This window comes from Acinetobacter sp. CWB-G5, assembly GCF_019209785.1.
Taxonomy (GTDB): domain Bacteria; phylum Pseudomonadota; class Gammaproteobacteria; order Pseudomonadales; family Moraxellaceae; genus Acinetobacter; species Acinetobacter johnsonii.
Window position 1 is genome coordinate 14741 of sequence record NZ_JAHUTF010000013.1, and the last position, 25740, is coordinate 40480.

Below are 25740 nucleotides of genomic sequence, written 5' to 3' on the forward strand. Positions count from 1 at the left end.
TTGGATTGAGCATAACAAATGAATGCCGTCATAATGTAATTTTTATCAATATGATTTTTGAAGAGAGATAAACATGGAACAATTGCTGAACGTGATGCGGGAATTACGTGAAAAATGTCCATGGGATCAACAGCAAACCCCAGAAAGTTTAACCCGTTATGCCATTGAAGAGGCTTATGAAGTTGAAGCTGCTGTGCGTTCAGGTAAAGCTGATGAGGTACGTGATGAATTGGGTGATTTACTGCTACAGGTGGTGTTCCAGTCACAGATGTATGCCGAGCAAGGGGCTTTTAATTTTCAAGATGTGGTTCATGCCATCACAGAAAAACTAATTCGTCGTCATCCCCATGTCTTTCAAGCACAGCAGTTTTCAGCTTTGTCTGCCGAAGATGTAGGCGAGCTTTGGAAGCAAATTAAACAACAGGAAAAGCAAGGTAAGGCACAGTCACGTTTAGACAGCATCAAACATGGTCCAGCCTTACAACAAGCGGAACAGATTCAAAAAAATGCAGCACGGATCGGTTTTGACTTTCCAGATGTAGCAGGTGCTTATACCAAGCTTGAAGAAGAATTAGCTGAATTGAAACATGCGGTTCAACAGCAAAATTCCGATGAAATAGCAGATGAATTTGGCGATTGTTTATTTTCAATGATCAATGTTGGACGTAAACTGGGCGTCTCAAGCGAAATGTCGCTTTTGAGTACGATTCATAAATTTCGCACTCGTTTTGCTTTCATTGAAGATCAGGCTTTGCAACAACAAAAAAAGATTGAGCAGATGTCTTTAGAAGAAATGGATCAACTGTGGGAGCAAGCCAAATTACAACTGAAATAATAAAAATGGTGGCTTGAATTGATAAAAATAAAAGTAAGTTTGTTGATCATTGCGTTGTTATTGCTGAGTTTATTGGCTTGGGTGCCCAGTGGTTATGCACAGTCTTTTGATCAGAACTATCTGAACTGGAAAGCAGAGCAGCAGGCGTGGGATGATCGTACTCAAGCCCCCAAGAGCGTGAAATGTGCTGTGTCGCCTGTTCAGGCCCAACCTGTGTCGAACGCAAATAAAATTAGTTTAAATCAAGCCAGTGTTGATCAATTGCAGCAACTTCAGGGTGTGGGTTTAAAAAAGGCCCAGGCAATCGTGGCCTATCGCCAGAAACAAGGGCCATTTAAGACCATAGATGAGTTACAACAGGTGCGCGGTATTGGACCAGCGATTTTTGCAAAAAATAAAGCCCGTTTAGGCTTGTGAAAAAAGCAGTGTCATTTATTGGTGAATTGATCAGAATCCTGCTTTGCTTTCGATAATCAAATTGCCCTTTGATTGTGTTAGATATATGATTAGCGTCATCTTAGAATTTTACGTTTAGGCGTAGGAGACAGCGGCTTTTGCAAACTTTGCGCGCGTCAAAATGTGGTTTATCAACCGCTCAATTACCTTCTTACATTTTAGATGTGATCGATGCATTAACTAAGGCAGGCTATGAAGCGTATATCGTCGGTGGCGGTGTCCGCGACATGATGCTTGGCCTAAATCCCAAAGATTTTGATGCAGTGACCAATGCAACACCGTCACAGGTAAAAGAAGTTTTCGGACGACGTTGCCGTATTATCGGGCGCCGTTTTGAGCTGGCTCATGTCTATTCAGGTCGTGAGTTGGTTGAAGTGGCAACTTTCCGTGCACCGCCGAAGAAAGAAGTCACCTCTGCACAAGGCATGATTTTGCGTGATAACAATTGGGGCACCATTGAGCAAGACTTTGCCCGCCGCGATTTTTCAATTAATGCAATGTACTATCAGCCACGTAAGGGCGTTGTCTTAGATTTCTGTCATGCTGTGGATGACATTAAAAATAAAACCTTACGTCTACTGGGCGATGCACAAACGCGTTTTGAAGAAGATCCTGTGCGAATGCTGCGGACTTTACGTTTTTCTGCAAAATTAGGTTTCTCAATCGATCAGCAGATTCTCGATGTTTTCACCTTGGAAATGACGCAGTTGCTACGCGATGTTTCACCGCACCGTTTATATGATGAATCTCAGAAGCTGTTCACGATGGGGCATTTAAATCGGGTGCTGCCAATGTTGATCGATTTCGGTATTTGGAAGCAGTTATTTGCAGATATCAAACCGAATATCACTCCATTTATTGAACGTGCTGCTAAAAATACCGATCAACGTATTCAAGTGGGCAAAACCATCAACCCTGCATTTTTCTATGCGGTATTGTTATGGCAACCGTTCTTAGAGCGTTGTGAGTTTTATAGCAGTAAAGGTGTGGTTGCAGCTGAAGCGCGTGCACAAGCAGGACTTGATGTATTAAAACGCCAAGCCACGCGGACTATTATTCCGCGCTTTGCCGAAACCTTCATTCGTGAAGTGTGGGAAATGCAAACTCGGTTACTTAATCCGAAAGCACAGCAAATTCAAGCCTTATCTAGCCATGCACGTTTCCGTGCAGGCTTTGACTTCTTGTTGCTTCGCGAAAAATCCGGTGATGAGGGTACGCTCGGCATGGGACAATGGTGGGACGCGTATCAGTTGATGAGCACCGATGAAAAAGAACGTGCTATCAGCCAATATAACCGCCAACGTGCAAAATCACGTCGCAGCGGTAAAGCAAGTGCTGAAGAAGCGGCGATTGCTAAAACGGTAAGTCATGAAATTGAGCCTTTGGTACAAGAGCAAGAGTCGCGTAGTCGTCGTGCACGTAAACCGAAGCAACACGCTGAAGCTCGTACCCAGATTGGTACGGGAGCAGGTCATAGCTCGACCGAGATTGGTGCAGATCACCCAATTTTAAAACGTAAACGTGTTCAGCGTGATTTAAGCAGTGTGATTTTTGGACCGACACAATGAGCATCGTTACGTACATTGGTCTAGGTAGCAACTTAGGCGACTCTAAAGTGATTTTGACTGAAGCGGTGCACAAGTTGGCTAGTCTTGGCGGTGTAAAGATCTCCAAGCTGTATCAAAGCCCACCGATGGGGCCGCAAGACCAGCCTAATTATTTAAATGCCGTGGTGCAACTCAGCACAAACTTGGCACCGTTGGCTTTGCTAGATGAGCTGCAACGTTTTGAGCAAGAGTCGGGACGTGTGCGTTTACGCCATTGGGGTGAGCGCACTTTAGATTTAGATTTACTGATCTATGCAGAAGAGAAAATTCAGCATGAACGCTTAACCGTGCCACATGTCGGTGTGATGGAGCGTGATTTTGTGTTGATTCCATTGCTGGATTTAGACCCCAATTTACACATTGATGGTATTGCGTTGAAACAGTTGCCTGTTGTACAACAACCCACGTTGAGCGTACTGGATGCAGGCAATTGGGCAGAGATTTAATTTAGCCGAGCTAAATATGTTGAAAGGAATAGTTTGATGATTAGTTTAAATGACTTAAGAAAATTTAAAGCAGAAGGTCGCAAATTTTCCTGCCTGACTTGCTATGATGCAAGTATGGCAAAGGCAATGGAACTTGCTGAAATTGATACCATTTTAATTGGCGATTCACTAGGTATGGCGATACAAGGTCGTGATTCCACTTTGCCTGTTACAGTTGAAGATATGACTTACCATACTGCAGCTGTACGCCGTGGTAATCAACATGCCTTGATCATGACCGATTTACCGTTTATGAGCTATGCCACCTTAAATGATGCTTTGCAAAGTGCAAAAGTAGTGATGCAAGCGGGCGCGCAAATGGTCAAAGTCGAAGGCGGTGCATGGCTAGCTGAAACGGTTCATGTTTTGACACGCAATGGTATTCCTGTATGTGTACACTTAGGTTTAACCCCACAGTCGGTACATGTGTTTGGTGGTTATAAATTACAAGCACGTACACGTGAAGCGGCAGACCAACTGATTGCGGACTGCCAAGCGGTGGTTGATGCGGGCGCTGCTGTGTTGTTATTAGAGTGTGTGCCTGCACAGCTCGGCAAAGAAATTAGTGAGTTGTTCCCACATGTACCTGTCATTGGTATTGGTGCAGGTGTGGATACCGATGGTCAAGTCTTGGTGGTACAAGACATGCTTGGACTGACTTTTGGTCGTGTTGCAAAATTTGTGCGTAACTTTATGAAAGAACAAGCAGGGGAAACGGCGATTTTGGATGCGTTCAAGGCATACCATACAGCTGTGCTAGATAGCTCATTCCCTGCGAAAGAACAAACATTCCAAGTCGAGCTGTAAAACATGAAAACTGAAACCACGATCCAAGGCCTATCAGCATCATTGAACCCTGCGCGAACGGCTCGAAAAAGTATTGGTTTCGTCCCGACCATGGGGAACTTGCATCAGGGACATTTGAACCTTGTACGCGAAGCGAAAAAACTCTGTGATGTGGTTGTAGTTAGCATTTTTGTGAATCCGATTCAATTTGGACCCAATGAAGATTTTGACAGTTACCCACGCACCTTGGAGCAAGATCAGCGCTTGTTGGCCGAGGTTGGTTGTGACATCGTGTTTGCACCAACTGTTGAGCAAATGTATGGCAACAGTCCACGTTTGACCAATATTACTGTTTCAGATATCACCAATGATTTGTGTGGTCTACAACGTCCAGGTCATTTTGATGGTGTCGCCGTTGTAGTGACGAAACTGTTCAATATTGTGCAACCTAATTTTGCTTTCTTTGGTGAAAAAGACTATCAACAGTTGGCTGTGATTCGTCAGTTTGTTCGTGATTTGAATATGCCGCTTGAGGTAATGGGTGTGGCAATTGCACGTGCAGAAGATGGTTTGGCTTTAAGTTCCCGTAATGGTTATTTAAGCGAAGAAAACCGTCAAAAGGCACCGACCATTTACCAAAGTTTAAAAGCGGCAGAACAGTCGCTACAAACCGGTACTGCTTTAGCGGATGTGTTAGCAAATATAAAGGCGACATTGACACAGGCTGGTTTTGTTGTGGATTATGTGGAAGCACGCACACCTGCATTGCAGAAATTAGATGCGTTTGACCAAGATCTGGTGCTTTTTGTTGCGGCGAAACTCGGGGCAACTCGTTTAATTGATAACTTGAAAGTGAAACATATTTAGGCAAGCTCACCTCTCAAAGGATTAAGATGAAGCGCATTTTAATTGTTACAGGACAGTCTGGTTCAGGTAAATCCTCTGCATTACAAGTATTGGAAGACCTCGGTTATTACTGTATTGATAATTTGCCTTTGGCCTTACTCCCAGAGATTGTGGCTAAACTGGATCGGGAAAATAACCTTGAGCAGTTGGCGCTTGGTGTGGATGTACGCAGTACACGTGCAGATTTGCAAGAGTTCGACTTGGTGTTTGAACAATTGCAAAGACATGGTACGGTCGATATTATTTATTTGACCACGCGTGACCAAGAGCTGATTGCGCGCTTTAGTGCTTCACGTCGTCCACATCCGTTGGCGACACGCTTTCAAAGTTTGAACCAGTGTATTCAAGAAGAGAAAACCCTTTTATTGCCGATTAATTTGCGCTCAACTGTGCATATTGATACCACCGATAAAAGTGTGCACGATTTAAAGCATACCTTGCTGTCAAAATTGGGGCAGTCGGATAACCTGATTTTGATTTTGCAGTCTTTTGGCTTTAAACACGGTATCCCGTTAGATGCTGACTATGTGTTTGATGTTCGACATTTACCGAATCCGCATTGGGATTTAGAACTGCGGAAGTATTCAGGACTAGATGCCCCTGTGCAAAAATTTTTGGAACAAAGTGAGCAAACGCACGAAATGTTCCAAGATATTTATAAGTTTTTAGATAAATGGTTACCAGCTTTTGCTGAAGGGCATCGTCACTATATGACCGTGTCAATTGGTTGTACAGGTGGGCAGCATCGCTCTGTATATATTGTGGATAGACTAAAAAAAGCCCTTGAGGCAAAATGGTCTATTCAGGTCCTCCATCGAGAAATGAAGCACTGGGCATGATTGACACAACTGTTGATGTAATTAATAAACTAGGGTTACATGCGCGTGCATCTGGCAAGCTCATTGAAGTGACCACCAAATTCCGTTCTTCAATCCAAATTGGAAAAGGAGACAAATTGGTGGATGCTAAAAATATTATGTCCCTCCTGATGCTAGGCGCAGGAAAGGGCACCACTTTACGCTTGGTGCTTGAAGGCGCAGATGAAGAACAAGCTTTATCTGAGATTCAGGCACTATTTGCAGCAAAATTTTACGAGGCAGATTAATCGTGGCACGTCGACCGCATAGTTTTACTGAAGAAGACTTTGAATCTTTAGAAGGACGTGCAAGTAAAACTGAACAGAAAAAAGCCGTACAACGTATGGCATCTTTGGGTTCTCAACTTGCAGAGTTGAACACTAAACAAATTCAAAACTTACCTGTTGAAGAGCGTTTGATTGAAGCCCTTTTGGATGTAAAACTAATTACATCAAATGAAGCTCGTCGTCGCCAATTTTTACGCATTGGGAAGTTGTTGCGTAATGAAGATGAAACGGTGATTTTGTCTTATTTGACACCGCAACAAGGCGCGAAAAAAACCGCTCAATTGCAGCGTTGGGTTGACCGTATGATCAAAGATGGTGATGTGGTCATTAATGAGTTTTCCAAAACCTATAATGCCGCGGAACGTCATACCATTCGTCAGCATGTATTGCGTATTCACCGTGATATGAAACAGCAGGCTGATGAAGAACAACTTAAAGCTTCGCGTTTGAAGTTGTTTAACTACATTCAGCAAGTGGCTTTAATTTCAGATAATTAAGTCATTTAGACATAAAAAAGCGACCTTCAAGGTCGCTTTTTTATGTGAGAATATTTGCTTGAATAGACTGCTGAATGTTTAGCTAAACTCGCCCGTTGCACGCTCTTTGGCCCAATCGCGTAGAACAAATTTTTGTAACTTGCCTGTCGACGTTTTTGGAATTTCTGTAATCACCACATCTTTCGGGACTTTAAAACGTGCCAGATGTTGCTTACAGAATTCAATGATTTCCTCAGGCGTAGTTTCTTTGCCTGCTTTGAGTTCAATAAATGCACAGGGCACTTCTTGCCAGCGAGGATCGGGCTTCGCGACCACCGCAGCCGTTAAAATAGCAGGATGTTGATAGAGAATTTCTTCAACTTCTAGTGATGAAATATTCTCACCTCCAGAAATGATCACATCTTTAGAGCGGTCAGTAATTTTGGCATAGCCATCGGGTTGGCAGACTGCAAGATCGCCTGTATGAAACCAACCACCTGCAAAGGCTTCTGCGGTCGCTTCAGGGTTTTTGAGATAACCTTTCATCACAATGTTGCCACGGAACATAATTTCGCCCATGGTCTGACCATCATGCGGGACAGGTTGCATGGTATCTGGATCAAGGACTTTCATGCCATCTTGCAGTGGGTACGGTACACCTTGGCGTGAGTGCAGTTGCGCTTGTTCTTGAATCGATAAGTCTGACCAACCTGCTTGAGAGGCACAAAGCGCAGAAGGGCCATAGGTTTCAGTGAGGCCATAGACATGGGTGACATTGATGCCAATATGACGCATGCCCTCAATAATTGCAGCAGGAGGTGCAGCACCTGCCACCATCACTTCAACGCGATGCTCAAAGTGAATCCGTTGCTCTTCAGGGGTATTGATCAGCATTGATAACACAATCGGCGCACCGCAGAAATAATCGACTTTGTGTTCAGCGATGAGTTTGAAAATGAGTTCAGGGTCAATTTTACGTAAACAGATGTTGGTGCCCCCATTGGCTGCCATAGTCCATGCAAAGCACCAGCCGTTACAGTGAAACAGGGGGAGGGTCCACAAGTAGGTCGCACGAGGTGTCATGCCACAAGCAATGATGTTACTGGCTGCATTGATATAAGCCCCGCGGTGATGATAGACCACCCCTTTCGGGTTACCTGTCGTTCCCGAGGTGTAATTTAGGCTAATGGCATCCCATTCATCTTGAGGTAAATGCCACTCAAAGTTTTCATCGCCTTCGGTTAACCAGTCTTCATATTCAATCTGACCAATCGGAGCTGCAAAACAGTTTTCGTACTCAGCATCATCTACATCAATCACAAAAATGTCACGCTTGACTAAAGCCAAAGCCTCTTGTGCAACCGATGCAAACTCAGGATCGACCAAAAGGACTTTGGTTTCGGCATGTTCCAACATGAACGCAATGGTTTTTGCATCTAGGCGTGTATTCAGCGTATTTAGTACCGCACCTGTCATGGGTACTGCAAAATGTGCCTCAATCATTGCAGGGATGTTGGGCAATAGTACCGAGACGGTATCATTCTTAGTGATCCCTAGTTTTTGCAGCTGAGAAGCAAATTGGCGACAACGTTGATAAGTTTCACGCCATGAAATATGACGGTGTCCATGAATGATGGCATCTTGATGGGGATAAATATAGGCAGCTCGTTCTAAATAACGCAGCGGTGACAAAGCCACAAAGTTTGCGGGGGTTCTTGGTAGTTCGTCATAAGCGCTGACCATGTTTATCACTCCAAATTCAGTATTATTTTTCCATTGCTTAAAAGATATGCATTTTTCAGCCATCTTGCATTTATGCTTTAGTCGAGTTGCGCTTTTTAGATGAATTTATTGAACTTTTTTGTTTAGTTTATCTAAACTGAATCTATGGATTCTGTGCGATATAAGCGCTTTTAGGTCGATTCTAGCTTGTTTTGTGAGCAATATGTATATGCTTGTGTTGCAGCATTGTTTAATAAAAAGTGACCGATAAAGTCATTCTAAAATGTAGCGATGAGGATTGCGGCACATCAATTCCCTCATTCTAGGGAGGCTGATGGATTGGCAAATGAATTCAAAATGCGCCGAAACGTGAATTTTCTAGGGGAAAAGGTTTAATCCTGTGGATAACACGTGTAAAATTCGACTGATTTTATTTATCCACCGTTTTTATCTTTTGAGGTTTTACCTCGATCATAATCTCGCGGTGACATGCTCCATGGTACGGGGCATCACTCCTTAAGGATTTTTTATGCCAATTATCACTTTGCCAAATGGCGATCAAAAACAATTTGATCAAGCTGTATCTGTGATGGACGTTGCACTGAGCATCGGTCCGGGTCTTGCGAAAAATACAGTTGCAGGAAAAGTCGATGGTCGTTTAGTCGATGCATCTGACTTGATTACCACGGATGCCAGCCTTCAAATTATTACGCCTAAAGACGAAGAAGGTGTCGAAATCATTCGTCACTCTTGCGCTCACTTGGTGGGACATGCGGTTAAGCAATTGTTCCCTGAAGCGAAAATGGTGATTGGTCCTGTCATTGAAGATGGCTTCTATTACGATATTTTTAGTGCAAAGCCATTTACACCAGAAGACATGGTAGCCATTGAAGAGCGCATGAAAAAGCTCATCGATCAAGACTATGATGTCATCAAAAAAATGACACCACGTGATGAGGTGATTGCAGAATTCACAGCGCGTGGTGAAGATTATAAATTACGCTTGATTGCAGACATGCCTGAAGAAACAGAAATGGGCTTGTACTACCATCAAGATTATTTGGATATGTGCCGTGGTCCACACGTGCCAAATACTAAATTTTTAAAAGCATTCAAGTTGACTAAAATGTCAGGCGCTTATTGGCGTGGCGATGCGAAGAATGAACAGTTACAACGTATTTATGGTACAGCGTGGGCAGACAAAAAACAGCTTGCAGCGTATATCAAACGTATTGAAGAAGCTGAAAAGCGTGACCACCGTAAAATTGGTAAAGCTTTAGACCTGTTCCATATGCAAGAAGAAGCACCAGGTATGGTGTTCTGGCATCCAAACGGTTGGACCATTTATCAAGTACTTGAACAATACATGCGTAAAGTTCAGCAAGACAATGGCTACCTCGAAATTCGTACCCCACAAGTGGTTGATTTCACGCTTTGGGAAAAATCAGGCCATGCTGCAAACTATGCAGATGGTATGTTCACGACACATTCAGAAAGCCGTAACTATGCAATTAAGCCGATGAACTGTCCTTGTCACGTACAAGTGTTCAACCAAGGTTTAAAGTCATACCGTGATTTGCCAATTCGTTTGGCCGAGTTCGGTTCGTGTCACCGGAACGAACCATCGGGTTCATTGCACGGCATTATGCGTGTTCGTGGCTTTACCCAAGATGATGCACACATTTTCTGTACCAAAGAGCAAATTGGTCAAGAAGTGGCTGACTTCATTCAACTGACTTTAGATGTGTATAAAGACTTCGGTTTCGAAGAAGTGCAAATGAAGTTGTCTACACGTCCAGAGAAACGTGTGGGTGATGATGCACTTTGGGATATGGCTGAAAAATCTTTAGCAGATGCTTTAGATGCTGCTGGTTTGGAGTGGGAACTTCAACCGGGTGAAGGCGCATTCTATGGTCCGAAAATTGAATTCTCACTGAAAGACTGCTTAGGCCGTGTATGGCAATGTGGTACAATCCAATGTGACTTCAATTTGCCAGAACGTTTAGATGCGTCATATGTCACTGAAGACAATGATCGTGATCAACCGGTAATGTTGCACCGTGCAATACTTGGCAGTTTTGAACGTTTTATTGGTATACTAATCGAACACTATGCGGGCTTTATGCCACCTTGGTTAACACCAATCCAAGCATGTGTGATGAACATTACCGATTCACAAGCGGAAGCATGTGAGTCAGTCGTCGCTAAACTTAAAGAAAACGGTCTCCGTGCGATTTCAGACTTGAGAAATGAGAAAATCGGCTTTAAGATTCGTGAACGTACATTAGAGCGTATTCCTTACTTACTGGTACTTGGGGACCGTGAGGTAGAGGAAGGTACAGTGAACGTGCGTACCCGCTCTGGAACAAATTTGGGTACTATGTCAATCGACGCTTTCGTTGACCTAGTAAAAGCAGCCGTTGCCGAACGCGGCCGGTACATTGTGGAGTAACAGCGATTAAACAGCCTGACCGTAATCAACAGGGCGGTAACAAATCAAACCGTCCTGCTTTGAATGATGAAATTCGTGCGAAAGAAGTCCGTCTTGTAGACGAAAATGGTGAGCAAAAAGGTATTGTTAGCTTGGCAGAAGCATTACGCGCTGCTGAAAGTGTTGAGCTTGATCTTGTTGAGATCGTAGCAAACGCTGAACCGCCTGTTTGTAAAATCATGGACTTCAACAAGCATTTGTTTGATCTAAAGCAAAAGCAGAAAGAAGCGAAGAAAAAACAGCATCAAGTACAGGTGAAAGAAATCAAACTCCGCCCGGGTACTGATGTTGGTGATTACAACGTAAAACTACGTGCAATCACTAAGTTCCTTGAAGAAGGCAACAAAGTAAAAATTACTCTTCGTTTCCGTGGTCGTGAAATGGCGCACCAACAGCTTGGTTTGGCTCAACTTCAAAAAGTTGAAGCAGATGTGGCTGAAATTGGTGTTGTTGAGCAATCACCAAAAATGGAAGGTCGTCAAATGGGTATGTTGCTTGGTCCTAAAAAGAAAAAGTAATGATCCATTGATCTTAAAAAAGCACTGCCTATGCAGTGCTTTTTTTATTGCAATATCAAGAGAAGGCTACTAACCAATTTGATTATGATCTTATAAAGTTGCTTGCAAAGTGCATAAGCCGTCTATCTCAAGTCCAATCTGAATATCCCTAAAGTTAGCGTTACTTAAGCTTTGCATGTGTTCATCTTTGGTCATATACAGTTCGAGATTCTTCATATTTCCATCAGGTTGGGCCAAGTGATCGGTCATGAAGTAGGAGCCATGGGGTTGGATAACTTGCTGTGCAATACTCTTATGAAACTCATAAGCATATGCTTTATGGCGAAGTTCATGTAAAGCTTGATGAATCACGACATAGTCAAAGCGTTGACCATTCAGAACTGTATACCAATCCTGCTGTTTAAAATCAGCGATGATAAAATCTACGGATGTATGGGGAATAGCAGCTAAGGGTTGTTTGGCTAAGTTATGCATAGCCGCTGAAAAATCGACGGCTGTATAATGAATATTAGCTCGTCTACTTAAGAGCTCATATGCAAAGAAACCGGGGCCTGAGCCTAATTCTAAAATACGGACATCTGGTTTTGGATGATTTAAAAATTGAGAAATATAGTGTTCGAAGAACTCGATGCGGTAAGGTCGTTTAAGGTTTGCTTCCTTTGCCCACTGTGTCGCATGTAGCGGATCTTTAAGATCGATTGGGCTTGGAATATCAATGATTTTATTCATGTTGTTAAGTCATTTTTTATTCGCATAAAAGCTAAGTAATATATAAAATTACATAAAAATAGTCATGTTTAATTATGATATCGTGTATCCAAAATAAGTGAATAAACTCAGGAAATAAGAATGATCGATTTGTACTATTGGGGAACACCCAACGGACATAAAATTAGCATTGCATTAGAAGAGATGGGTTTGGAGTATCAAGTTTTTCCCATCAATATTTTAGAAAATGATCAGTTTCAACCCGACTTTCTGCGCATTTCACCCAACAATAAAATCCCTGCGATTGTGGATCAAGATGGCCCCAAAGGTGAAGCCATTTCTGTGTTTGAGTCAGGGGCGATTTTGCAGTATTTAGGGCGTAAAACAGGACAGTTTTATCCAAGCGATGAACAGTCTCGTGTTGAAGTTGAGCAGTGGTTGATGTGGCAAATGGGTGGTTTTGGTCCAATGCTTGGACAGAACCATCACTTTAGTAAATTTGCACCCGAACGTATTGCGTATGCGACTGAACGCTATGTCAATGAAACCAAGCGCTTGTATGCTGTACTAGATAATCAGCTTTTTGGTCAAAACTATGTGGCTGGCGAGTATTCGATAGCGGATATGGCAATTTTCCCATGGATTTTGCGTTATGAATGGCAACAAATTGATATAAATGACTATCCAAATGTGAAGGCTTATATGGAGCGTATTCAAGCGCGTCCTGCAGTTCAGCGTGCGTTGGCGCTTCAAGTGAATTAGTTACAGAAGCGCTGACTTGAACTGTGTTAAGCTTAGCACCTTCAAGGTATAAGCCATTCTTTAAAGCCACCGATGGGTGGCTTTTTTGTTGAAAGGTTGTTTGGACATCAGCGTAATGAAAAAAGAGTTTTTCCTCAATTTAACCCGTATTATTGAAGCGAATCCTAAAATCTATCTCAGTATTATTGTGGGGATTGCGGGATGTTTGGTGCTATTTGTAGCTGAAGCGGTACACATTCAAAAAATCATTGAACTGCTGAATACCAAAGATCAGGCGGTACTTCGAGCTGCAATTGAACCGATTGCCGATAAATATTCATGGTCACGTTGGTCTTTGTTGATTCTGGCATTGATCTGGTCAAGTTTTGCTTACAGCTCAACCAAGAAAAAGCTGGGTTTAAAATCATAAAATGATGTGGGCCTTAGGACTACTTTTCCTTTCTGCCTTTGGGGCGGCGACACTGCTACCCTTGCAGTCAGAGGCCGTCTTGGTGGGATTGTTGGCTCAGACGCAGTATCCAGTGTGGTTATTGGTAGCTGTTGCAAGCCTAGGCAATATTTTAGGTAGCTGTGTGAATTGGTGGCTCGGCCTGAAAGTTGAGCAATACAAAAATAAAAAATGGTTTCCCGTCTCAGAGCAAAAGATGTTGCAGGCACAGGGTATTTATCAAAAATATGGTTTTTGGTCTTTATTGCTCAGTTGGATCCCCATCATTGGCGATCCGATTACCCTCATTGCAGGATTACTCAAAGAAAACTTTGTTCGTTTTGTCGTGATGGTGAGTATTGCGAAAATCGGACGCTATCTTTTTGTGTATTGGATGTTTAGTCAGTTCTAATTATTTTCAGAGACCAACTAGCCATATGCTTATATGTGCTGAATGGGTTTAAAGTTTATCTAGAGAGATGACACGAGTGAGTAAAAACTCGTGTCATGCTAAATTTTTAACGACAAGCATTTAGATCGAATTCAATCGCATCTTTAAATTTAGACTTTTTATAGAGCCACAGTGTACTTGCCGTGCGTTTAACACTGACTTTGCTGTTTGCAACGGCTTGTAAAACTTGTTGATCAAGCGCGTAAATACCTGAACCTTTGATAATTTTAGGCTTCTTGATGTTGCCGTGTTTATCGGCTTTAAAGCTAAATTTAATTTGACGGTCATGATCATTCAACTGCGTAGAATCTAGCGCAAGCTTAGGTTGAGCCTGATATTGAAAAGGCACTTTTTGCTGCTGTTGTTGTGCAAGCCAATTCTTCGAGTCGAAGGTGTAGTTACATGCTTCGGCATCATTTGGGGTTAGGTTTAAATTAAAAACTTGATAACCAATGACAGCTAAAGCGGTGTCGTCCTCCATAAAAGGTTTTACTTTGGCTTGAAGTACGGCATTTACCAGCTTTTCATCCAAAGCTTTGATTCCCGTCGTTTCTTGGACTGTCGCTTTGGTTACATCACCTGTTTCATCTGCATACACACGAATAATTGCTGCACGGTTTTGTTGATTTAAATCGCTATTTTTATATTGGGGTTTGGGAAAATCTACCCATTGAATACGCGTGGTCAAATGCGCCGATTGAGCTGAACTTTTTTGAATGGTGAGTTCTAATGGTGGTTGAGCTGCATGACTGAGATGAAAGGGCAGTGTAGACAATGCGAGCAAGAAGAGTGGTTTCATATGATCGATTTCTTTTATAACGCATCCAGTGCGCATGACTTAAATAATTGTTGCGAGTATTTCCTGAATTAGAAAGACTCGCAAGTTATATTGTTAAATTAAAACTATTTTTGCTCGGCTTGGGTGATGTCTACACCAAATAAGTCTTTGGTTTTAGCCCAACTGAGTGCGACCACCAAGAGCGTCATGCTGCCGCCAAAAACCGTTGCAATCACAGGGCCTAAATATTTTGCTGCAAGACCTGACTCAAATGCCCCCAGTTCATTACTACTCGACACAAACATACCATTTACAGCTGCAACACGGCCTCGCATATTTTCAGGAGGATAAATTTGTAAAATAGTCTGACGAATTACCACTGAAATACTGTCACATGCACCCGTCATAGCAAGAGCAAATAAAGATAGCCAGAGATAGTTTGAGTAAGCGAACAATAAGGTGAATAGGCCAAAACCAGCAACAGCAAGCAGCATATTGCGCCATGCATGTCGGGTGGGCGGAAAACGTGTCAGCGCAATCATGGTAATGAGTGCACCAATCGATGGCGCTGCCCGTAAATAGCCCAATCCTTCGGGCCCAATTTTCAAAATATCTTCAGCAAAGATCGGGAGCAAAGCAATCACACCACCAAACAGTACCGAGACTAAGTCGAGTGAGATGGCCCAGAGGACAATTTTAGTTTTGGCAATAAAACGAAAGCCTTCACCTAAACTTTGTAGTACACGTTCCGTTTCAATTTTAGGAAAAGTGCGTTTGCTTAAAAGATTGACGAGTAAGAAACATAGGCTGAGCAGTACCGCTACACTGATTAAACTGGTTTCACGGCCTAAAAATGCCAGCATAAATCCACCGAGCATTGGCCCAATAATCACCCCGCTTTGCCAACCAATGGTGGTCCATGTAGCACCATTGGCATAAATTTCCCGAGGAATTAAAAAAGGTTTGAGTGATGTTGCGGATGGATTGTAGAAACCTCGAATTGTTCCTAGGCCAAAGATCACGGCATAGACACCCCATGACAGGGTGGAGAGTTCAATGTGCTTTAAGCCATAAGCATGAAATAACCCCCATAAAACCAAGGGCAGAGGAATGGCAAAGAATAAGCAGATTTTCATGATGGTTTGTTTATTAAAGCGATCGGCAAAATAGCCGCCCCATAAGGAGAGCGCAATAAAGGGGATTGCTTCTGCCAGACCAATCAAGCCTAGAGTGAGAGGATCTTTGGTAATTTTATACAAAGAATACGCCACAATAATTTCCTGAATCAAAATGGCAAGTGTCAGACAAAATTGATTGAGTGTAACAATAGAAAAGTCTCGGTATCTGAGTACGGCAAAAGCATCCTGTGTGGTGTTCATAAGGGTACAGTATGGAATGAATGAGGCATTATACGACTTGGACTAAACCTCGGTTATAAATTCATCGCTTAAAGCTTATCGGGAAATAAACTAAGCTTGCTTTTATTGTTGATTATTTGCTTTTGTTTTAGACAAAGTTCGATTAGAATATTCGCTCCCTTACCTGCAGGTCGTTTTGCAATGGTGCAAACGTTCCGAACAGGTGTTCAAAAGAGGTTGTTATGCCTAAGATGAAAACTCGCCGTGGTGCAGCTAAGCGTTTTAAAGCTACTGCTAACGGTTTCAAGCGTAAACAAGCGTTCAAACGCCACATTTTGACCAAAAAATCTGCTAAGCGTATTCGTCAATTACGCGGCTGTGTAATGGTTCACGTGAGTGACGTTGCTTCAGTTCGTCGTATGTGCCCATACATCTAAGGAGATTATAAATGGCTCGTGTAAAACGTGGTGTACAGGCTCATCGCCGTCATAAAAAAATTCTTGCTCGTGCTAAAGGTTACTACGGCGCTCGTTCACGCGTATATCGCGTAGCGTTCCAAGCAGTAATCAAAGCGGGTCAATACGCTTACCGTGACCGTCGTCAGAAAAAACGTCAATTCCGTGCTCTATGGATTGCGCGTATTAATGCTGGTGCTCGTCTAAATGGTTTATCGTACAGCCGTATGATCGCTGGCTTGAAAAAAGCTCAAGTGATTATCGACCGTCGCGTACTTGCTGACATCGCTATGCATGACGCAGTTGCATTTGCTGCTTTAGCTTCTAAAGCTAAAGATGCATTAGCTGCATAAGTCTTTAAGACTTAAAGAAAGACCGCTTTTTAGCGGTCTTTTTTATTGCCGATTATCTTTTGAATCAAATTTTTTATGGGTCAAAGGTGAGACTGTGATACAACCATAATTACATATGATAAGAAAGACCGCATCAGCGTTAGGCCAGTACAATGAAAAGAATCAATGTCGTAGGAACCTCTGCCACGGGAAAATCTACATTTTCCAGAGCTTTGGCCGAAAAGTTAGATTTGCATTATATCGAGTTGGATAATTTGTTTTGGTTAGACGACTGGCAAGAATGTCCCGATGAGGTGTTCTTTGCCAAGATTGAGTCGGAAGTACAAAAGGCGACACAGGGCTATGTGATCGATGGTAACTATACCCGCGCCATTCCTGTGAAATGGGCGGAAATTGATACTGTCATTTGGTTGGACTTACCGTTTCCAGTCAACCTTTACCGTTCTGTGAAGCGTGCGGTTCAGCGGGCATGGGCGCAACAGGATTTATGGGAAAACTCAAATAATCGGGAAAGTTTGCTGCGGATGTTTGGTCGGGAATCGATTATTTGGTGGATGATCAAAACACATGCTAAAAACCGACAGAAATACTTAAAAATGATGCAGATGCCTGAATATCAACATATACAGTGGATTCATTTAAAGACACCAAAACAGGTGAGTTGCTTTTTAAATCAGTTGGCTGTTGAAAAGCATAGCGTTTAAATAAAAAATATCAGTACATACTCAGCGATCAAGATGAACCTTTAAGCTTTAGTTACATAAATCTGCTTTAATCTCAAAGATGGCCGATGCCTAATAAATAAAAAGATTAAAAAGAAAAGGAGCAGGATATGCTTGCAGAAATTACTGGGATGGGACAGGGAAGTATCACGGTGGAATTACAAATGATTCCCAGAAAAGGTGAGTCAGTCAAAATTATGTATGGACCTGATGCGGAGCTTGAAGGCGAGGTGGTTTCGGTTAATCATTATATAAATCAACATGCCAATCAGCATAAGGTGCAAATCAAAATCCAGCCTTTCAACCTTCTTATTACCGCCTGAAGAAATTGAGCCCATAAAAAAACGCTCTTAGAGAGGAGCGCTTTGATATACCTCTAATAGCTTATAAGCCAAAATAATAGCCCACTACACAAATCAAAATCGTAATTACGATTAAAGCAAATACCCCGGTTTTCCCAGATTTGTGGTGTGTTTCATGAGGCTTGGTCTCTATCGCACTTAATTTAGGTGTTGAATGATTGCGAGCATTAAGTGGTGTAGTCGTGTCTTTGGGTGTGAGCTGCGCGGTTTGATAGTGATTGGCCACTTTCACGATAAACTTGGTACTTAAATCATCAATCTTTTGTTCAAAATGACGTAGATTCAATTGCTCATCTGGCGTGAGCACGTGGCCTTCTGCATTGTAAGGATGTTGAATCTTAGTCTGGATCAATGCTGATAGAGCATCTAAACGATACAGCGTTTGGTGTGCATAATCAGCAGCGTAGTCTGTTGGTAAAAGAGCGAGATGATGGGCTTCATCTGAGGCATCTTGTTGTCCATAGTAAGGTAAGTTTACCGTCTCAGGCTCTACTAAACCTTGTGCAAATGGCGCACTAAACAGTTCTTGTTCGGTAAAGTTTTCGATTTCATCCCATTTCGGCGTTTGTAAGTCTGCTTCAATGCGTTTGCTGAGTTTGTGATTCAGTTCAAAACGCCATAAATTTTCACTACGGATTGAGCTTTGTTGTGTTTTTGGAATTATAAAATCGTGTTCAGCGCTGTACCACTCCGCCAGTTCTTTACCAAAAATCCAAGCAGTTTTTTGCTGTGCTTGATGGCTCACAATAATATGGGGGGTAGCGAGGAGTTCAACATTTGGGTTAGGGTTCTTTTCATCTGCTAGCAATGTTGAACTATGCAGACTGAGTTGTTTGACCCCTTGTTTTTTTAAGGCTTCAAGCCACACTTGAAAATGCTGAGCCAGTAAATGTTGGCTATTTAGATCACGAAACTGAAAGCAATGTCGGTCAAAAATGGCATGTTCTAACCAACGTTGGAAACTTAGGTTGTGGCGCAAATATTCATTGCCATAAGTAACTAAAGTAAGTTGTTGTTGCCAAATAGGATCAAGCGACATTGTTTGTTGTTCTCTTCTGTGATGTCACTATCTTAACCTGTTTATAAAACCATGTACTAAACAAATTTTCCTGATCGTAGAGCTTCATCAACGTGCTTAAAAACTGATAGAATATGGGGTTTTATTAATTTTATAAATTGTTGCTTTGAGAGTTACTATGTCACTGGAAGCCCTGACCACTGAAGCGCTTGCTGCGATTGCAGCAGCAGAGGACCTTGCTACACTCGATCAAGTACGAGTGCAGTTTACGGGTAAGAAAAGCCAGCTCGCTGAGCAATCCAAAGCTTTAAGTAAAATGGACCCTGAAGAGCGTAAAAATTTTGGTGCGCAAATTCATGCAGTCCGCGAAGCGATTACCGGTGCTTTAACTGAACGCCAAACACAATTACAACAAGCAGCTTTGGCGCAAAAACTTGCAAGTGAAACGGTGGATATTACTTTACCGGGTCGTGGTCAAACGATTGGTAGTATTCACCCTGTTACTCAAGTGCAAGAGCGCATTTGTCAGTTCTTTACCAAAGCCGGTTTTGTGATTGAAACTGGCCCAGAAGTTGAAGATGACTACCACAACTTTGAAGCTTTAAATATTCCAGGGCATCACCCTGCGCGTGCAATGCACGATACATTCTATTTTGATGCGACACATTTGTTACGTACCCATACTTCGGGTGTGCAGATTCGTACCATGGAAACCCAGCAACCCCCGATTCGTATTGTGTGCCCAGGTCGTGTATACCGCTGTGACTCTGACCAAACGCATTCGCCAATGTTCCATCAAATTGAAGGTTTGTATGTAGCTGAAAATACTAGCTTTGCAGAACTGAAAGGTTTATTGGTCAATCTGTTAAACGAATTCTTTGAAAAAGACTTAAAAGTACGTTTCCGTCCATCTTATTTCCCATTCACAGAGCCAAGCGCTGAAGTGGATATTATGGATGAGCGTGGTAAATGGTTAGAAGTGCTTGGTTGTGGCATGGTACATCCAAATGTCTTACAGGCAGCAGGGATTGATCCTGAAAAATACAAAGGCTTTGCTTTCGGTCTAGGTGTGGAACGTTTTGCGATGCTTCGTTATGGCATCAATGACTTACGTATGTTCTACCAAAACGATGTGCGTTTCTTACGCCAATTTGCTTAAACAGATTTATACCTCTCCCAGCCTCTCCTTGAAGGAGAGGAGTTGTTTGTGATGACTCGGGGTTCTCCTTCTTTTCCAAAAGAGGGAGTTAGAGGGGGATTCAAAAATTTAGATTTATAGGTTTTTAACAAAATGAAAATTAGCGAAAATTGGTTGCGTACATGGGTTAACCCAGCCGTTGATAGCAATACTTTATCTGATCAACTGACCATGTTGGGTTTAGAGGTCGATGATTTATCGCCTGCGGCAAAACCGTTCACTGGCGTGGTTGTTGGTGAGGTGTTGACGGTAGAGCAACATCCTGATGCAGACCGTTTACGTGTGACCACTGTGAATATTGGTTCAGGCGAGCCGTTACAAATAGTGTGTGGTGCACCAAACGTACGGGTTGGTATGAAAGCCCCTGTGGCAACCATTGGTGCTGTGCTTCCAGGCGATTTCAAAATCAAGAAAGGCAAACTTCGTGGCATTGAATCACAAGGGATGTTGTGTGGTGCATCTGAAATTGATCTAGAAGACAAAATTGATGGCCTTTTAGAGCTGCCCGTTGATGCACCTGTCGGTGTGGATATTCGTGAATATTTAAATTTAGATGATCATGTCATTGATATCAGCATCACGCCAAACCGTGGTGACTGTTTTAGTATTCGTGGTATTGCCCGTGAAATTGGGGTAATTAACCAACTGACTGTGACTGCACCTGAAATTAATGCCGTTGCTGCGACCATTGCTGATGAGAAAAAAGTTGTGGTGAGCACTGAAGGCTGCCCGCGCTATTTGGGTCGTGTGATTAAAAACGTGAATACCAAAGCCGCAACCCCAGAATGGATGGAACGTGCTTTGGTTCGCTCAGGGATTCGTCAGCATAGTATTTTGGTTGATATTACCAACTATGTACTGATGGAGTTGGGTCAACCGCTCCATGCTTTTGATGCAGCAAAAATTCAAGGTTCAGTCCAAGTTCGTCAAGCGAATACGGCGGAGAAATTGGTTCTACTGAATGAACAAGAAGTTGAGCTCAATGAAAAAGTCATGGTGATTGCGGATGATGAAAAAGCATTAGCGATTGCAGGCATCATGGGTGGCTTGTCTTCATCTGTTACCGATGAAACCCAAGACATTTTCTTAGAGTCTGCATTCTTTGCTCCATTAGCCATTGCAGGCCGTGCCCGCAGCTTTGGTTTACATACCGATGCGTCACAGCGTTATGAGCGTGGCGTGGATTTTGAACTCCCAATACTCGCGATGCACCGTGCATCACAATTGATTGCAGAATTGGCGGGTGGTGAGTTTGGTCCGATTACGATAGCGGAACAAGCAGCTGTTTTACCGAAGCGTGAAGCGATTGAGCTAGAACAAGCACAAGTGGATCAATTGCTCGGTTATCGCGTAGATGCTGCATTTATCGCGGATGCCTTAACCCGTTTAGGTTGTGCTGTGACGGTTAAAGCAGAAGGTCAGTGGTCTGTAGTACCGCCTTCACACCGTTATGATATGGCGATCTACCAAGACCTGATTGAAGAAGTTGCGCGTATTCATGGTTATGACAATATTCAAATCAGTTTGCCAAAAATTGAAGCGCAATTGGCGCAATATCAAGACCAATTTGAAATGGCTCAGCTTCGTCAAACTCTCGTGACTTTGGGTTATCAAGAAGCGATTAGCTTTAGCTTTGCAGACTTAAAGCTTGAGAAGCAACTCAATGCGGCTGTGAATCCTTTGGCTTTGGCTAACCCGATTTCAAGTGATTTAGCGGTGATGCGTTCAACATTGCTCTCTAGTTTGATTCCGTGTGTGCAATACAACGTAAACCGCCAACAAAGCCGTGTACGTTTCTTTGAATTAGGCTTGCGTTTTGACTATCAAGATGCTGAATCTATTCATGATTTGAAACAAATTCCTACCCTTGCAGTGATTGCAACAGGTGCAAAAACTTCAGAAACTTGGCATGCTAAACCTCAAGCTATGGATTTCTTTGATTTCAAAGGTGAAATTGAAGAAGTATTGGCAGCAGGTCGTGTGCAAGTAGACTATGTTCGTTCTGAGCGTAGCTGGTTGCATCCAGGACAGTCTGCTGAGATTTTAGTCGATGGCCAATCTATTGGTTACTTTGGTCGATTACATCCATCTTTAGAAGATGCACTGGATTTGAGCACAACTTGGGTGGCTGAACTTGATCAATCGGCTGTTTTGCAAACTTATGTATCTAATTTTACAGAATTATCACGTTTTCCGTCGGTTAGACGTGATATTGCGCTTTTAATTAGTGATAAGATAAATGTAAGTGAAATTCAGCAACTTATCGAAAAAACAGGTGGTGAGCTTTTAGACTCGACTTGGTTGTTCGATGTGTACACTGGGCAAGGCGTTGAAGACGGTAAGCGCTCATTGGCATTTGCACTTCTTTGGCAACACCCATCACGTACGCTTGAAGATGCTGAAATTAAATCCGGTATGGATCATATTTTACAAGTGTTGGAAAACACTTATCAGGCGACATTGAGGGCTTCATGACAGCATTAACAAAAGCGGAAATGGCTGACCATCTAAGTGAGCTCACGAGTTTAAACCGTCGTGAAGCTAAGCAAATGGTCGAGTTGTTCTTTGACGAGATTAGCCAAGCGCTAATCTCTGGTGAGCAAGTTAAACTTTCTGGTTTCGGTAACTTTGAGTTGCGTGATAAACGTCAACGTCCAGGTCGTAACCCGAAAACGGGTGAAGAAATTCCGATTTCTGCACGTCGTGTAGTGACCTTCCGCGCAGGGCAGAAATTCCGCCAGCGTGTGGGAAATGAGCAGATCGATTGATCTGCTTTTTTTTGCTTAGAATTTTTGATGATCGTTTGGCTGATTCAATTCTTGCCAAATAATGGAACGTCGTTTTTTGATAAATTTTGAGCATAAAAAAAGAGAGCCAAGGGCTCTCTTTTTCTGACTAATCTCTAAGAGATTAGTGAGCTTCAGAAGCAGCAACTTCAGAAGCAGCAGCAGTAGCTTCAGAAGCAGCAACAGTAGCTTCAGATGCAGCAGCAGCAGCATCTACAGCAACTTCAGAAGCAGCTTGAACAGCTTCAGATGCAGCAGCAACTTCAGATGCAGCAGCAGCAGCAGGAGCTTCTTCTTTCTTAGCACAGCCAACGAAAGCTAAAGTAGTAGCAACTGCAGCAGCAATAGCGATTTTTTTGAATAACATGGCATCACTCTCTAAAATATGAGATTAAAAAAAACCGACGTTAGTCTGTTGTGTGCTTTTATTGTTCCTAATTTTGCTAGGGACTAACAATGCAGGAGCAGCCTAACTGGTCTGCAAATATGCTATCACTGCGCATTTTGAATTGCTACTAGCTGGGATGAAAAAAGTGATAAAAAAGGTCTAAAAACAGGGCTTTTTTAACAGAAAATAACAATCAATGATGAGGTTTGTATTGGAGAAGTGCTGAATAAACATTTAAAAAGATGAAGGTTTTTTATTTCAAATTTTTGTTTATCAAAAACTTGCAAATAAGTTTACAGAGAATCGGATAAAATGTTGCTTTGTGTAAGCTAAGTCAACCAAATAAAAAGGCTGTCGTTAAGACAGCCTTTTTAGGTGAAGCAGGTCGGATCAACTGGTTGCTTTACGCTTCATTTGATCAAAGAAATCATCGTTGGTTTTAGTTTCTTTCATGCGATCAAGTAAGAACTCCATTGCTGCAAGTTCATCTTGAGTATGAAGTAACTTACGTAAAATCCAAACCTTACGTAGATTGTCTTCAGACATTAAGCGCTCTTCGCGACGGGTGCCAGACTTTTTGATGTTCATCGCAGGGAAGACACGTTTTTCTGCAATACGGCGATCCAGTGTAATTTCTTGGTTACCAGTACCTTTAAATTCTTCGTAGATCACTTCATCCATTTTACTGCCAGTTTCAATCAGGGCTGTAGAAATGATGGTTAGTGAGCCACCTTCTTCAATATTACGTGCTGCACCGAAGAAACGCTTAGGGCGTTCTAGCGCATGTGCATCCACACCACCAGTTAAAACCTTACCAGATGAAGGCACAACCGTGTTGTAAGCACGTGCTAAACGGGTAATGGAGTCAAGAAGAATCACAACATCTTTCTTGTGCTCAACCAAACGTTTTGCTTTTTCAATCACCATTTCAGCCACTTGAACGTGACGAGCAGGAGATTCATCAAACGTTGACGCAATGACTTCACCACGAACAGTACGTTCCATTTCGGTCACTTCTTCAGGGCGTTCGTCAATGAGAAGAACGATCAGGAAGCACTCAGGGTTGTTACGCACGATCGACTGAGCGATGTTTTGTAACAACATGGTTTTACCCGCTTTTGGCGGTGCTACGATAATTGAACGTTGGCCTTTACCGATAGGTGCAACCAAGTCAACTACACGTGCAGTTAAATCTTCTGTCGTCCCGTTACCAAGTTCCATCACCAATTGTTCGGTTGGGAAAAGAGGTGTTAAGTTTTCAAACAAGATTTTGTTGCGTGAGTTTTCTGGCGTGTCGTAGTTAATTTGGTTCACTTTTAACAGTGCAAAATAACGTTCGCCTTCTTTGGGTGGGCGAATGGTTCCCGTAATGGTGTCACCAGTACGTAGATTGAAACGACGAATTTGAGATGGGCTAACATAAATGTCATCTGGGCCTGCAAGGTAAGAACCTGCTGCAGAGCGTAAGAAGCCGAAGCCATCTGACAGAATTTCCAAAACGCCATCACCAAAGATCTCTTCGCCATTCATCGCATGGCGCTTTAAGATGGCAAAAATAATGTCTTGCTTACGGTTACGAGCCATTCCTTCGAGGCCCATAAATTCAGCAATTTTGATGAGTTCGCCAATCGGTTTTTTCTTGAGTTCGGTTAAATTCATAGGAGGTCAGATAAGAATCAAAAATTCTAAATTACAGGATGAAAAGGAAGCAACATTTAGCCGCAGACATGCAATGAAGTAACGCAATTGTATTTGAACTATAACAATTCAGAGGACTGATTCATTGTTTGAAGAGAAACGTGTCAAAACAATTTGTATTGCCGAGCGGCGATCTTATGTGTTGTGTCTTTTAAGAAAATGACAGGATTGAATAATCCTTTATCTCTTGATCATGCAATATAAGAGAGAAAGACAGACTTGTCAATTTATAGCCGAAAAAAATACGCTGTTGTTTAGGCAGCGTATTTCATTTTCAATCTAAACGGATGCTTAAATGTTTTCTTCAATGAAAGCAGTCAATTTCGATTTTGGTGCAGCGCCCACTTGTTGAGCAACAACTTCACCATTTTTGAACATAAGTAATGCAGGAATGTTGCGGATGTTATAGTTCACAGCCGTTGCTTCGCAAGAAGTTACGTCAACTTTAACAATCTTCACTTTACCTTCGTATTCGTTCGCCAATACTTCTAATACAGGTGCAATTGCTTTACATGGCGCACACCAGCCTGCCCAGAAGTCAACAAGCACAGGAACGTCTGATTGAAGTACATCAGCGTCGAAGTTTGTATCAGTTGTATTTACGATATTGCCAGACATGGATAGCTCCAGTTTCAATTTTTGGATAGTTTTATGGCTAATAGTATGTCATAGCCTGCTATCACTGAGTAGATGGATTACTAAATTTTCAACCTTTAGTTTGAATTTGTCTAATTGAAGCTCACGATGTTACTGATCGTGTAACACAATTGTCATATATGCCGAAATTTTAAAGGCTCGTCAATTTCTGACCACAAATGGCTTTTAAATTGCATGGAGGTGAATTAATCTA

General features: G+C 42.4%; 29 protein-coding genes. 21 read left to right on the forward strand and 8 right to left on the reverse strand.

Features of this window, described 5'->3' with window-relative positions:
* Positions 1-73 precede the first annotated feature (73 nt).
* The 9 genes from mazG (at position 74) to yjgA (ending at position 6716) form a co-directional block, all read left to right on the forward strand.
* Positions 74-835 (forward strand): nucleoside triphosphate pyrophosphohydrolase, encoded by a 762-nt coding sequence (mazG, locus tag KVY11_RS14875; RefSeq protein WP_010325929.1) that lies wholly within the window; start codon positions 74-76, stop codon positions 833-835.
* An 18-nt stretch (positions 836-853) separates the two neighbouring features.
* Positions 854-1252, forward strand: coding sequence for a ComEA family DNA-binding protein (locus KVY11_RS14880; RefSeq protein ID WP_218289383.1), 399 nt, complete (start codon positions 854-856; stop codon positions 1250-1252).
* 137 nt (positions 1253-1389) lie between these two features.
* Entirely contained in the window at positions 1390-2859 is a 1470-nt protein-coding gene (gene pcnB, locus KVY11_RS14885; RefSeq protein ID WP_168157953.1) for a polynucleotide adenylyltransferase PcnB, read from the forward strand.
* On the forward strand, positions 2856-3344 hold the full coding sequence (folK, locus tag KVY11_RS14890; protein ID WP_148826703.1) for a 2-amino-4-hydroxy-6-hydroxymethyldihydropteridine diphosphokinase: 489 nt from the start codon (positions 2856-2858) through the stop codon (positions 3342-3344). The genes pcnB and folK overlap by 4 nt, the downstream gene beginning before the upstream one ends.
* A gap of 36 nt (positions 3345-3380) precedes the next feature.
* A complete protein-coding gene (gene panB, locus KVY11_RS14895) occupies positions 3381-4190 on the forward strand; it encodes a 3-methyl-2-oxobutanoate hydroxymethyltransferase (RefSeq protein ID WP_218289384.1) in 810 nt (269 codons plus the stop codon).
* Between the two features lie 3 nt (positions 4191-4193).
* Complete coding sequence (gene panC, locus KVY11_RS14900; RefSeq protein ID WP_218289385.1) at positions 4194-5036, forward strand: pantoate--beta-alanine ligase; 843 nt, start codon at positions 4194-4196, stop codon at positions 5034-5036.
* Positions 5037-5062: 26 nt separating this feature from the next.
* Complete coding sequence (rapZ, locus tag KVY11_RS14905; RefSeq protein ID WP_004692298.1) at positions 5063-5914, forward strand: RNase adapter RapZ; 852 nt, start codon at positions 5063-5065, stop codon at positions 5912-5914.
* Complete coding sequence (locus KVY11_RS14910; protein WP_010325935.1) at positions 5911-6180, forward strand: HPr family phosphocarrier protein; 270 nt, start codon at positions 5911-5913, stop codon at positions 6178-6180. The genes rapZ and KVY11_RS14910 overlap by 4 nt, the downstream gene beginning before the upstream one ends.
* Before the next feature lie 2 nt (positions 6181-6182).
* Positions 6183-6716 (forward strand): ribosome biogenesis factor YjgA, encoded by a 534-nt coding sequence (yjgA, locus tag KVY11_RS14915; protein WP_005400753.1) that lies wholly within the window; start codon positions 6183-6185, stop codon positions 6714-6716.
* A 78-nt stretch (positions 6717-6794) separates the two neighbouring features.
* Here yjgA and KVY11_RS14920 read toward each other — a convergent pair whose 3' ends face one another.
* Entirely contained in the window at positions 6795-8438 is a 1644-nt protein-coding gene (locus KVY11_RS14920) for an acyl-CoA synthetase (RefSeq protein ID WP_183174091.1), read from the reverse strand.
* Between the two features lie 508 nt (positions 8439-8946).
* Between KVY11_RS14920 and thrS the strand changes: the two genes are divergently transcribed.
* Positions 8947-10869 (forward strand): threonine--tRNA ligase, encoded by a 1923-nt coding sequence (thrS, locus tag KVY11_RS14925; protein ID WP_004692292.1) that lies wholly within the window; start codon positions 8947-8949, stop codon positions 10867-10869.
* Between the two features lie 5 nt (positions 10870-10874).
* Positions 10875-11426: a translation initiation factor IF-3 gene (gene infC, locus KVY11_RS14930; protein WP_050796974.1), complete on the forward strand. Its 552-nt coding sequence runs from the start codon at positions 10875-10877 to the stop codon at positions 11424-11426.
* 90 nt (positions 11427-11516) lie between these two features.
* On the opposite strand, the gene KVY11_RS14935 is transcribed toward infC, so the two are convergent.
* Positions 11517-12155, reverse strand: coding sequence for a class I SAM-dependent methyltransferase (locus KVY11_RS14935; RefSeq protein ID WP_218289386.1), 639 nt, complete (start codon positions 12153-12155; stop codon positions 11517-11519).
* 120 nt (positions 12156-12275) lie between these two features.
* On the opposite strand from KVY11_RS14935, the gene KVY11_RS14940 reads away from it, so the two are divergent.
* The 3 genes from KVY11_RS14940 (at position 12276) to KVY11_RS14950 (ending at position 13735) form a co-directional block, all read left to right on the forward strand.
* A complete protein-coding gene (locus tag KVY11_RS14940) occupies positions 12276-12896 on the forward strand; it encodes a glutathione S-transferase family protein (protein WP_201706078.1) in 621 nt (206 codons plus the stop codon).
* Positions 12897-13011: 115 nt separating this feature from the next.
* Positions 13012-13305: a hypothetical protein gene (locus KVY11_RS14945; protein ID WP_062033473.1), complete on the forward strand. Its 294-nt coding sequence runs from the start codon at positions 13012-13014 to the stop codon at positions 13303-13305.
* 1 nt (position 13306) lies between these two features.
* On the forward strand, positions 13307-13735 hold the full coding sequence (locus KVY11_RS14950) for a YqaA family protein (RefSeq protein ID WP_218289387.1): 429 nt from the start codon (positions 13307-13309) through the stop codon (positions 13733-13735).
* A 106-nt stretch (positions 13736-13841) separates the two neighbouring features.
* Here KVY11_RS14950 and KVY11_RS14955 read toward each other — a convergent pair whose 3' ends face one another.
* The gene (locus KVY11_RS14955; RefSeq protein WP_218289388.1) at positions 13842-14573 is read right to left on the reverse strand and encodes an energy transducer TonB; all 732 of its coding nucleotides are present in this window, start codon (positions 14571-14573) and stop codon (positions 13842-13844) included.
* Positions 14574-14677: 104 nt separating this feature from the next.
* Positions 14678-15931, reverse strand: a complete 1254-nt coding sequence (locus KVY11_RS14960) for an MFS transporter (RefSeq protein WP_218289389.1) — start codon at positions 15929-15931, stop codon at positions 14678-14680.
* Between the two features lie 221 nt (positions 15932-16152).
* Here KVY11_RS14960 and rpmI point away from each other — a divergent pair, with 221 nt between their 5' ends.
* The 4 genes from rpmI (at position 16153) to KVY11_RS14980 (ending at position 17763) form a co-directional block, all read left to right on the forward strand.
* Complete coding sequence (gene rpmI / locus KVY11_RS14965; RefSeq protein ID WP_004278281.1) at positions 16153-16347, forward strand: 50S ribosomal protein L35; 195 nt, start codon at positions 16153-16155, stop codon at positions 16345-16347.
* A gap of 11 nt (positions 16348-16358) precedes the next feature.
* A complete protein-coding gene (gene rplT / locus KVY11_RS14970) occupies positions 16359-16718 on the forward strand; it encodes a 50S ribosomal protein L20 (RefSeq protein WP_004692276.1) in 360 nt (119 codons plus the stop codon).
* A gap of 152 nt (positions 16719-16870) precedes the next feature.
* Positions 16871-17422 carry an adenylate kinase gene (locus KVY11_RS14975; RefSeq protein ID WP_218289390.1) on the forward strand — a complete coding sequence of 184 codons (552 nt, stop codon included), beginning with the start codon at positions 16871-16873 and terminating at the stop codon, positions 17420-17422.
* Positions 17423-17550: 128 nt separating this feature from the next.
* On the forward strand, positions 17551-17763 hold the full coding sequence (locus tag KVY11_RS14980) for a hypothetical protein (protein WP_126037951.1): 213 nt from the start codon (positions 17551-17553) through the stop codon (positions 17761-17763).
* A 61-nt stretch (positions 17764-17824) separates the two neighbouring features.
* On the opposite strand, the gene KVY11_RS14985 is transcribed toward KVY11_RS14980, so the two are convergent.
* On the reverse strand, positions 17825-18841 hold the full coding sequence (locus tag KVY11_RS14985; protein ID WP_218289391.1) for a hypothetical protein: 1017 nt from the start codon (positions 18839-18841) through the stop codon (positions 17825-17827).
* A gap of 157 nt (positions 18842-18998) precedes the next feature.
* Here KVY11_RS14985 and pheS point away from each other — a divergent pair, with 157 nt between their 5' ends.
* The 3 genes from pheS (at position 18999) to KVY11_RS15000 (ending at position 22786) form a co-directional block, all read left to right on the forward strand.
* Positions 18999-19979, forward strand: a complete 981-nt coding sequence (gene pheS, locus KVY11_RS14990) for a phenylalanine--tRNA ligase subunit alpha (protein ID WP_218289392.1) — start codon at positions 18999-19001, stop codon at positions 19977-19979.
* 132 nt (positions 19980-20111) lie between these two features.
* On the forward strand, positions 20112-22493 hold the full coding sequence (pheT, locus tag KVY11_RS14995; RefSeq protein ID WP_218289393.1) for a phenylalanine--tRNA ligase subunit beta: 2382 nt from the start codon (positions 20112-20114) through the stop codon (positions 22491-22493).
* Positions 22490-22786, forward strand: coding sequence for an integration host factor subunit alpha (locus tag KVY11_RS15000; protein ID WP_004649746.1), 297 nt, complete (start codon positions 22490-22492; stop codon positions 22784-22786). The genes pheT and KVY11_RS15000 overlap by 4 nt, the downstream gene beginning before the upstream one ends.
* A gap of 142 nt (positions 22787-22928) precedes the next feature.
* Here KVY11_RS15000 and KVY11_RS15005 read toward each other — a convergent pair whose 3' ends face one another.
* The 3 genes from KVY11_RS15005 to trxA all read right to left on the reverse strand — a co-directional run bounded on the left by KVY11_RS15005 (position 22929) and on the right by trxA (position 25508).
* Positions 22929-23171 (reverse strand): hypothetical protein, encoded by a 243-nt coding sequence (locus tag KVY11_RS15005; RefSeq protein WP_218289394.1) that lies wholly within the window; start codon positions 23169-23171, stop codon positions 22929-22931.
* A gap of 411 nt (positions 23172-23582) precedes the next feature.
* Positions 23583-24851, reverse strand: coding sequence for a transcription termination factor Rho (gene rho, locus KVY11_RS15010; RefSeq protein ID WP_004692266.1), 1269 nt, complete (start codon positions 24849-24851; stop codon positions 23583-23585).
* A gap of 330 nt (positions 24852-25181) precedes the next feature.
* A complete protein-coding gene (gene trxA / locus KVY11_RS15015) occupies positions 25182-25508 on the reverse strand; it encodes a thioredoxin (RefSeq protein ID WP_004692264.1) in 327 nt (108 codons plus the stop codon).
* Positions 25509-25740 lie beyond the last annotated feature (232 nt).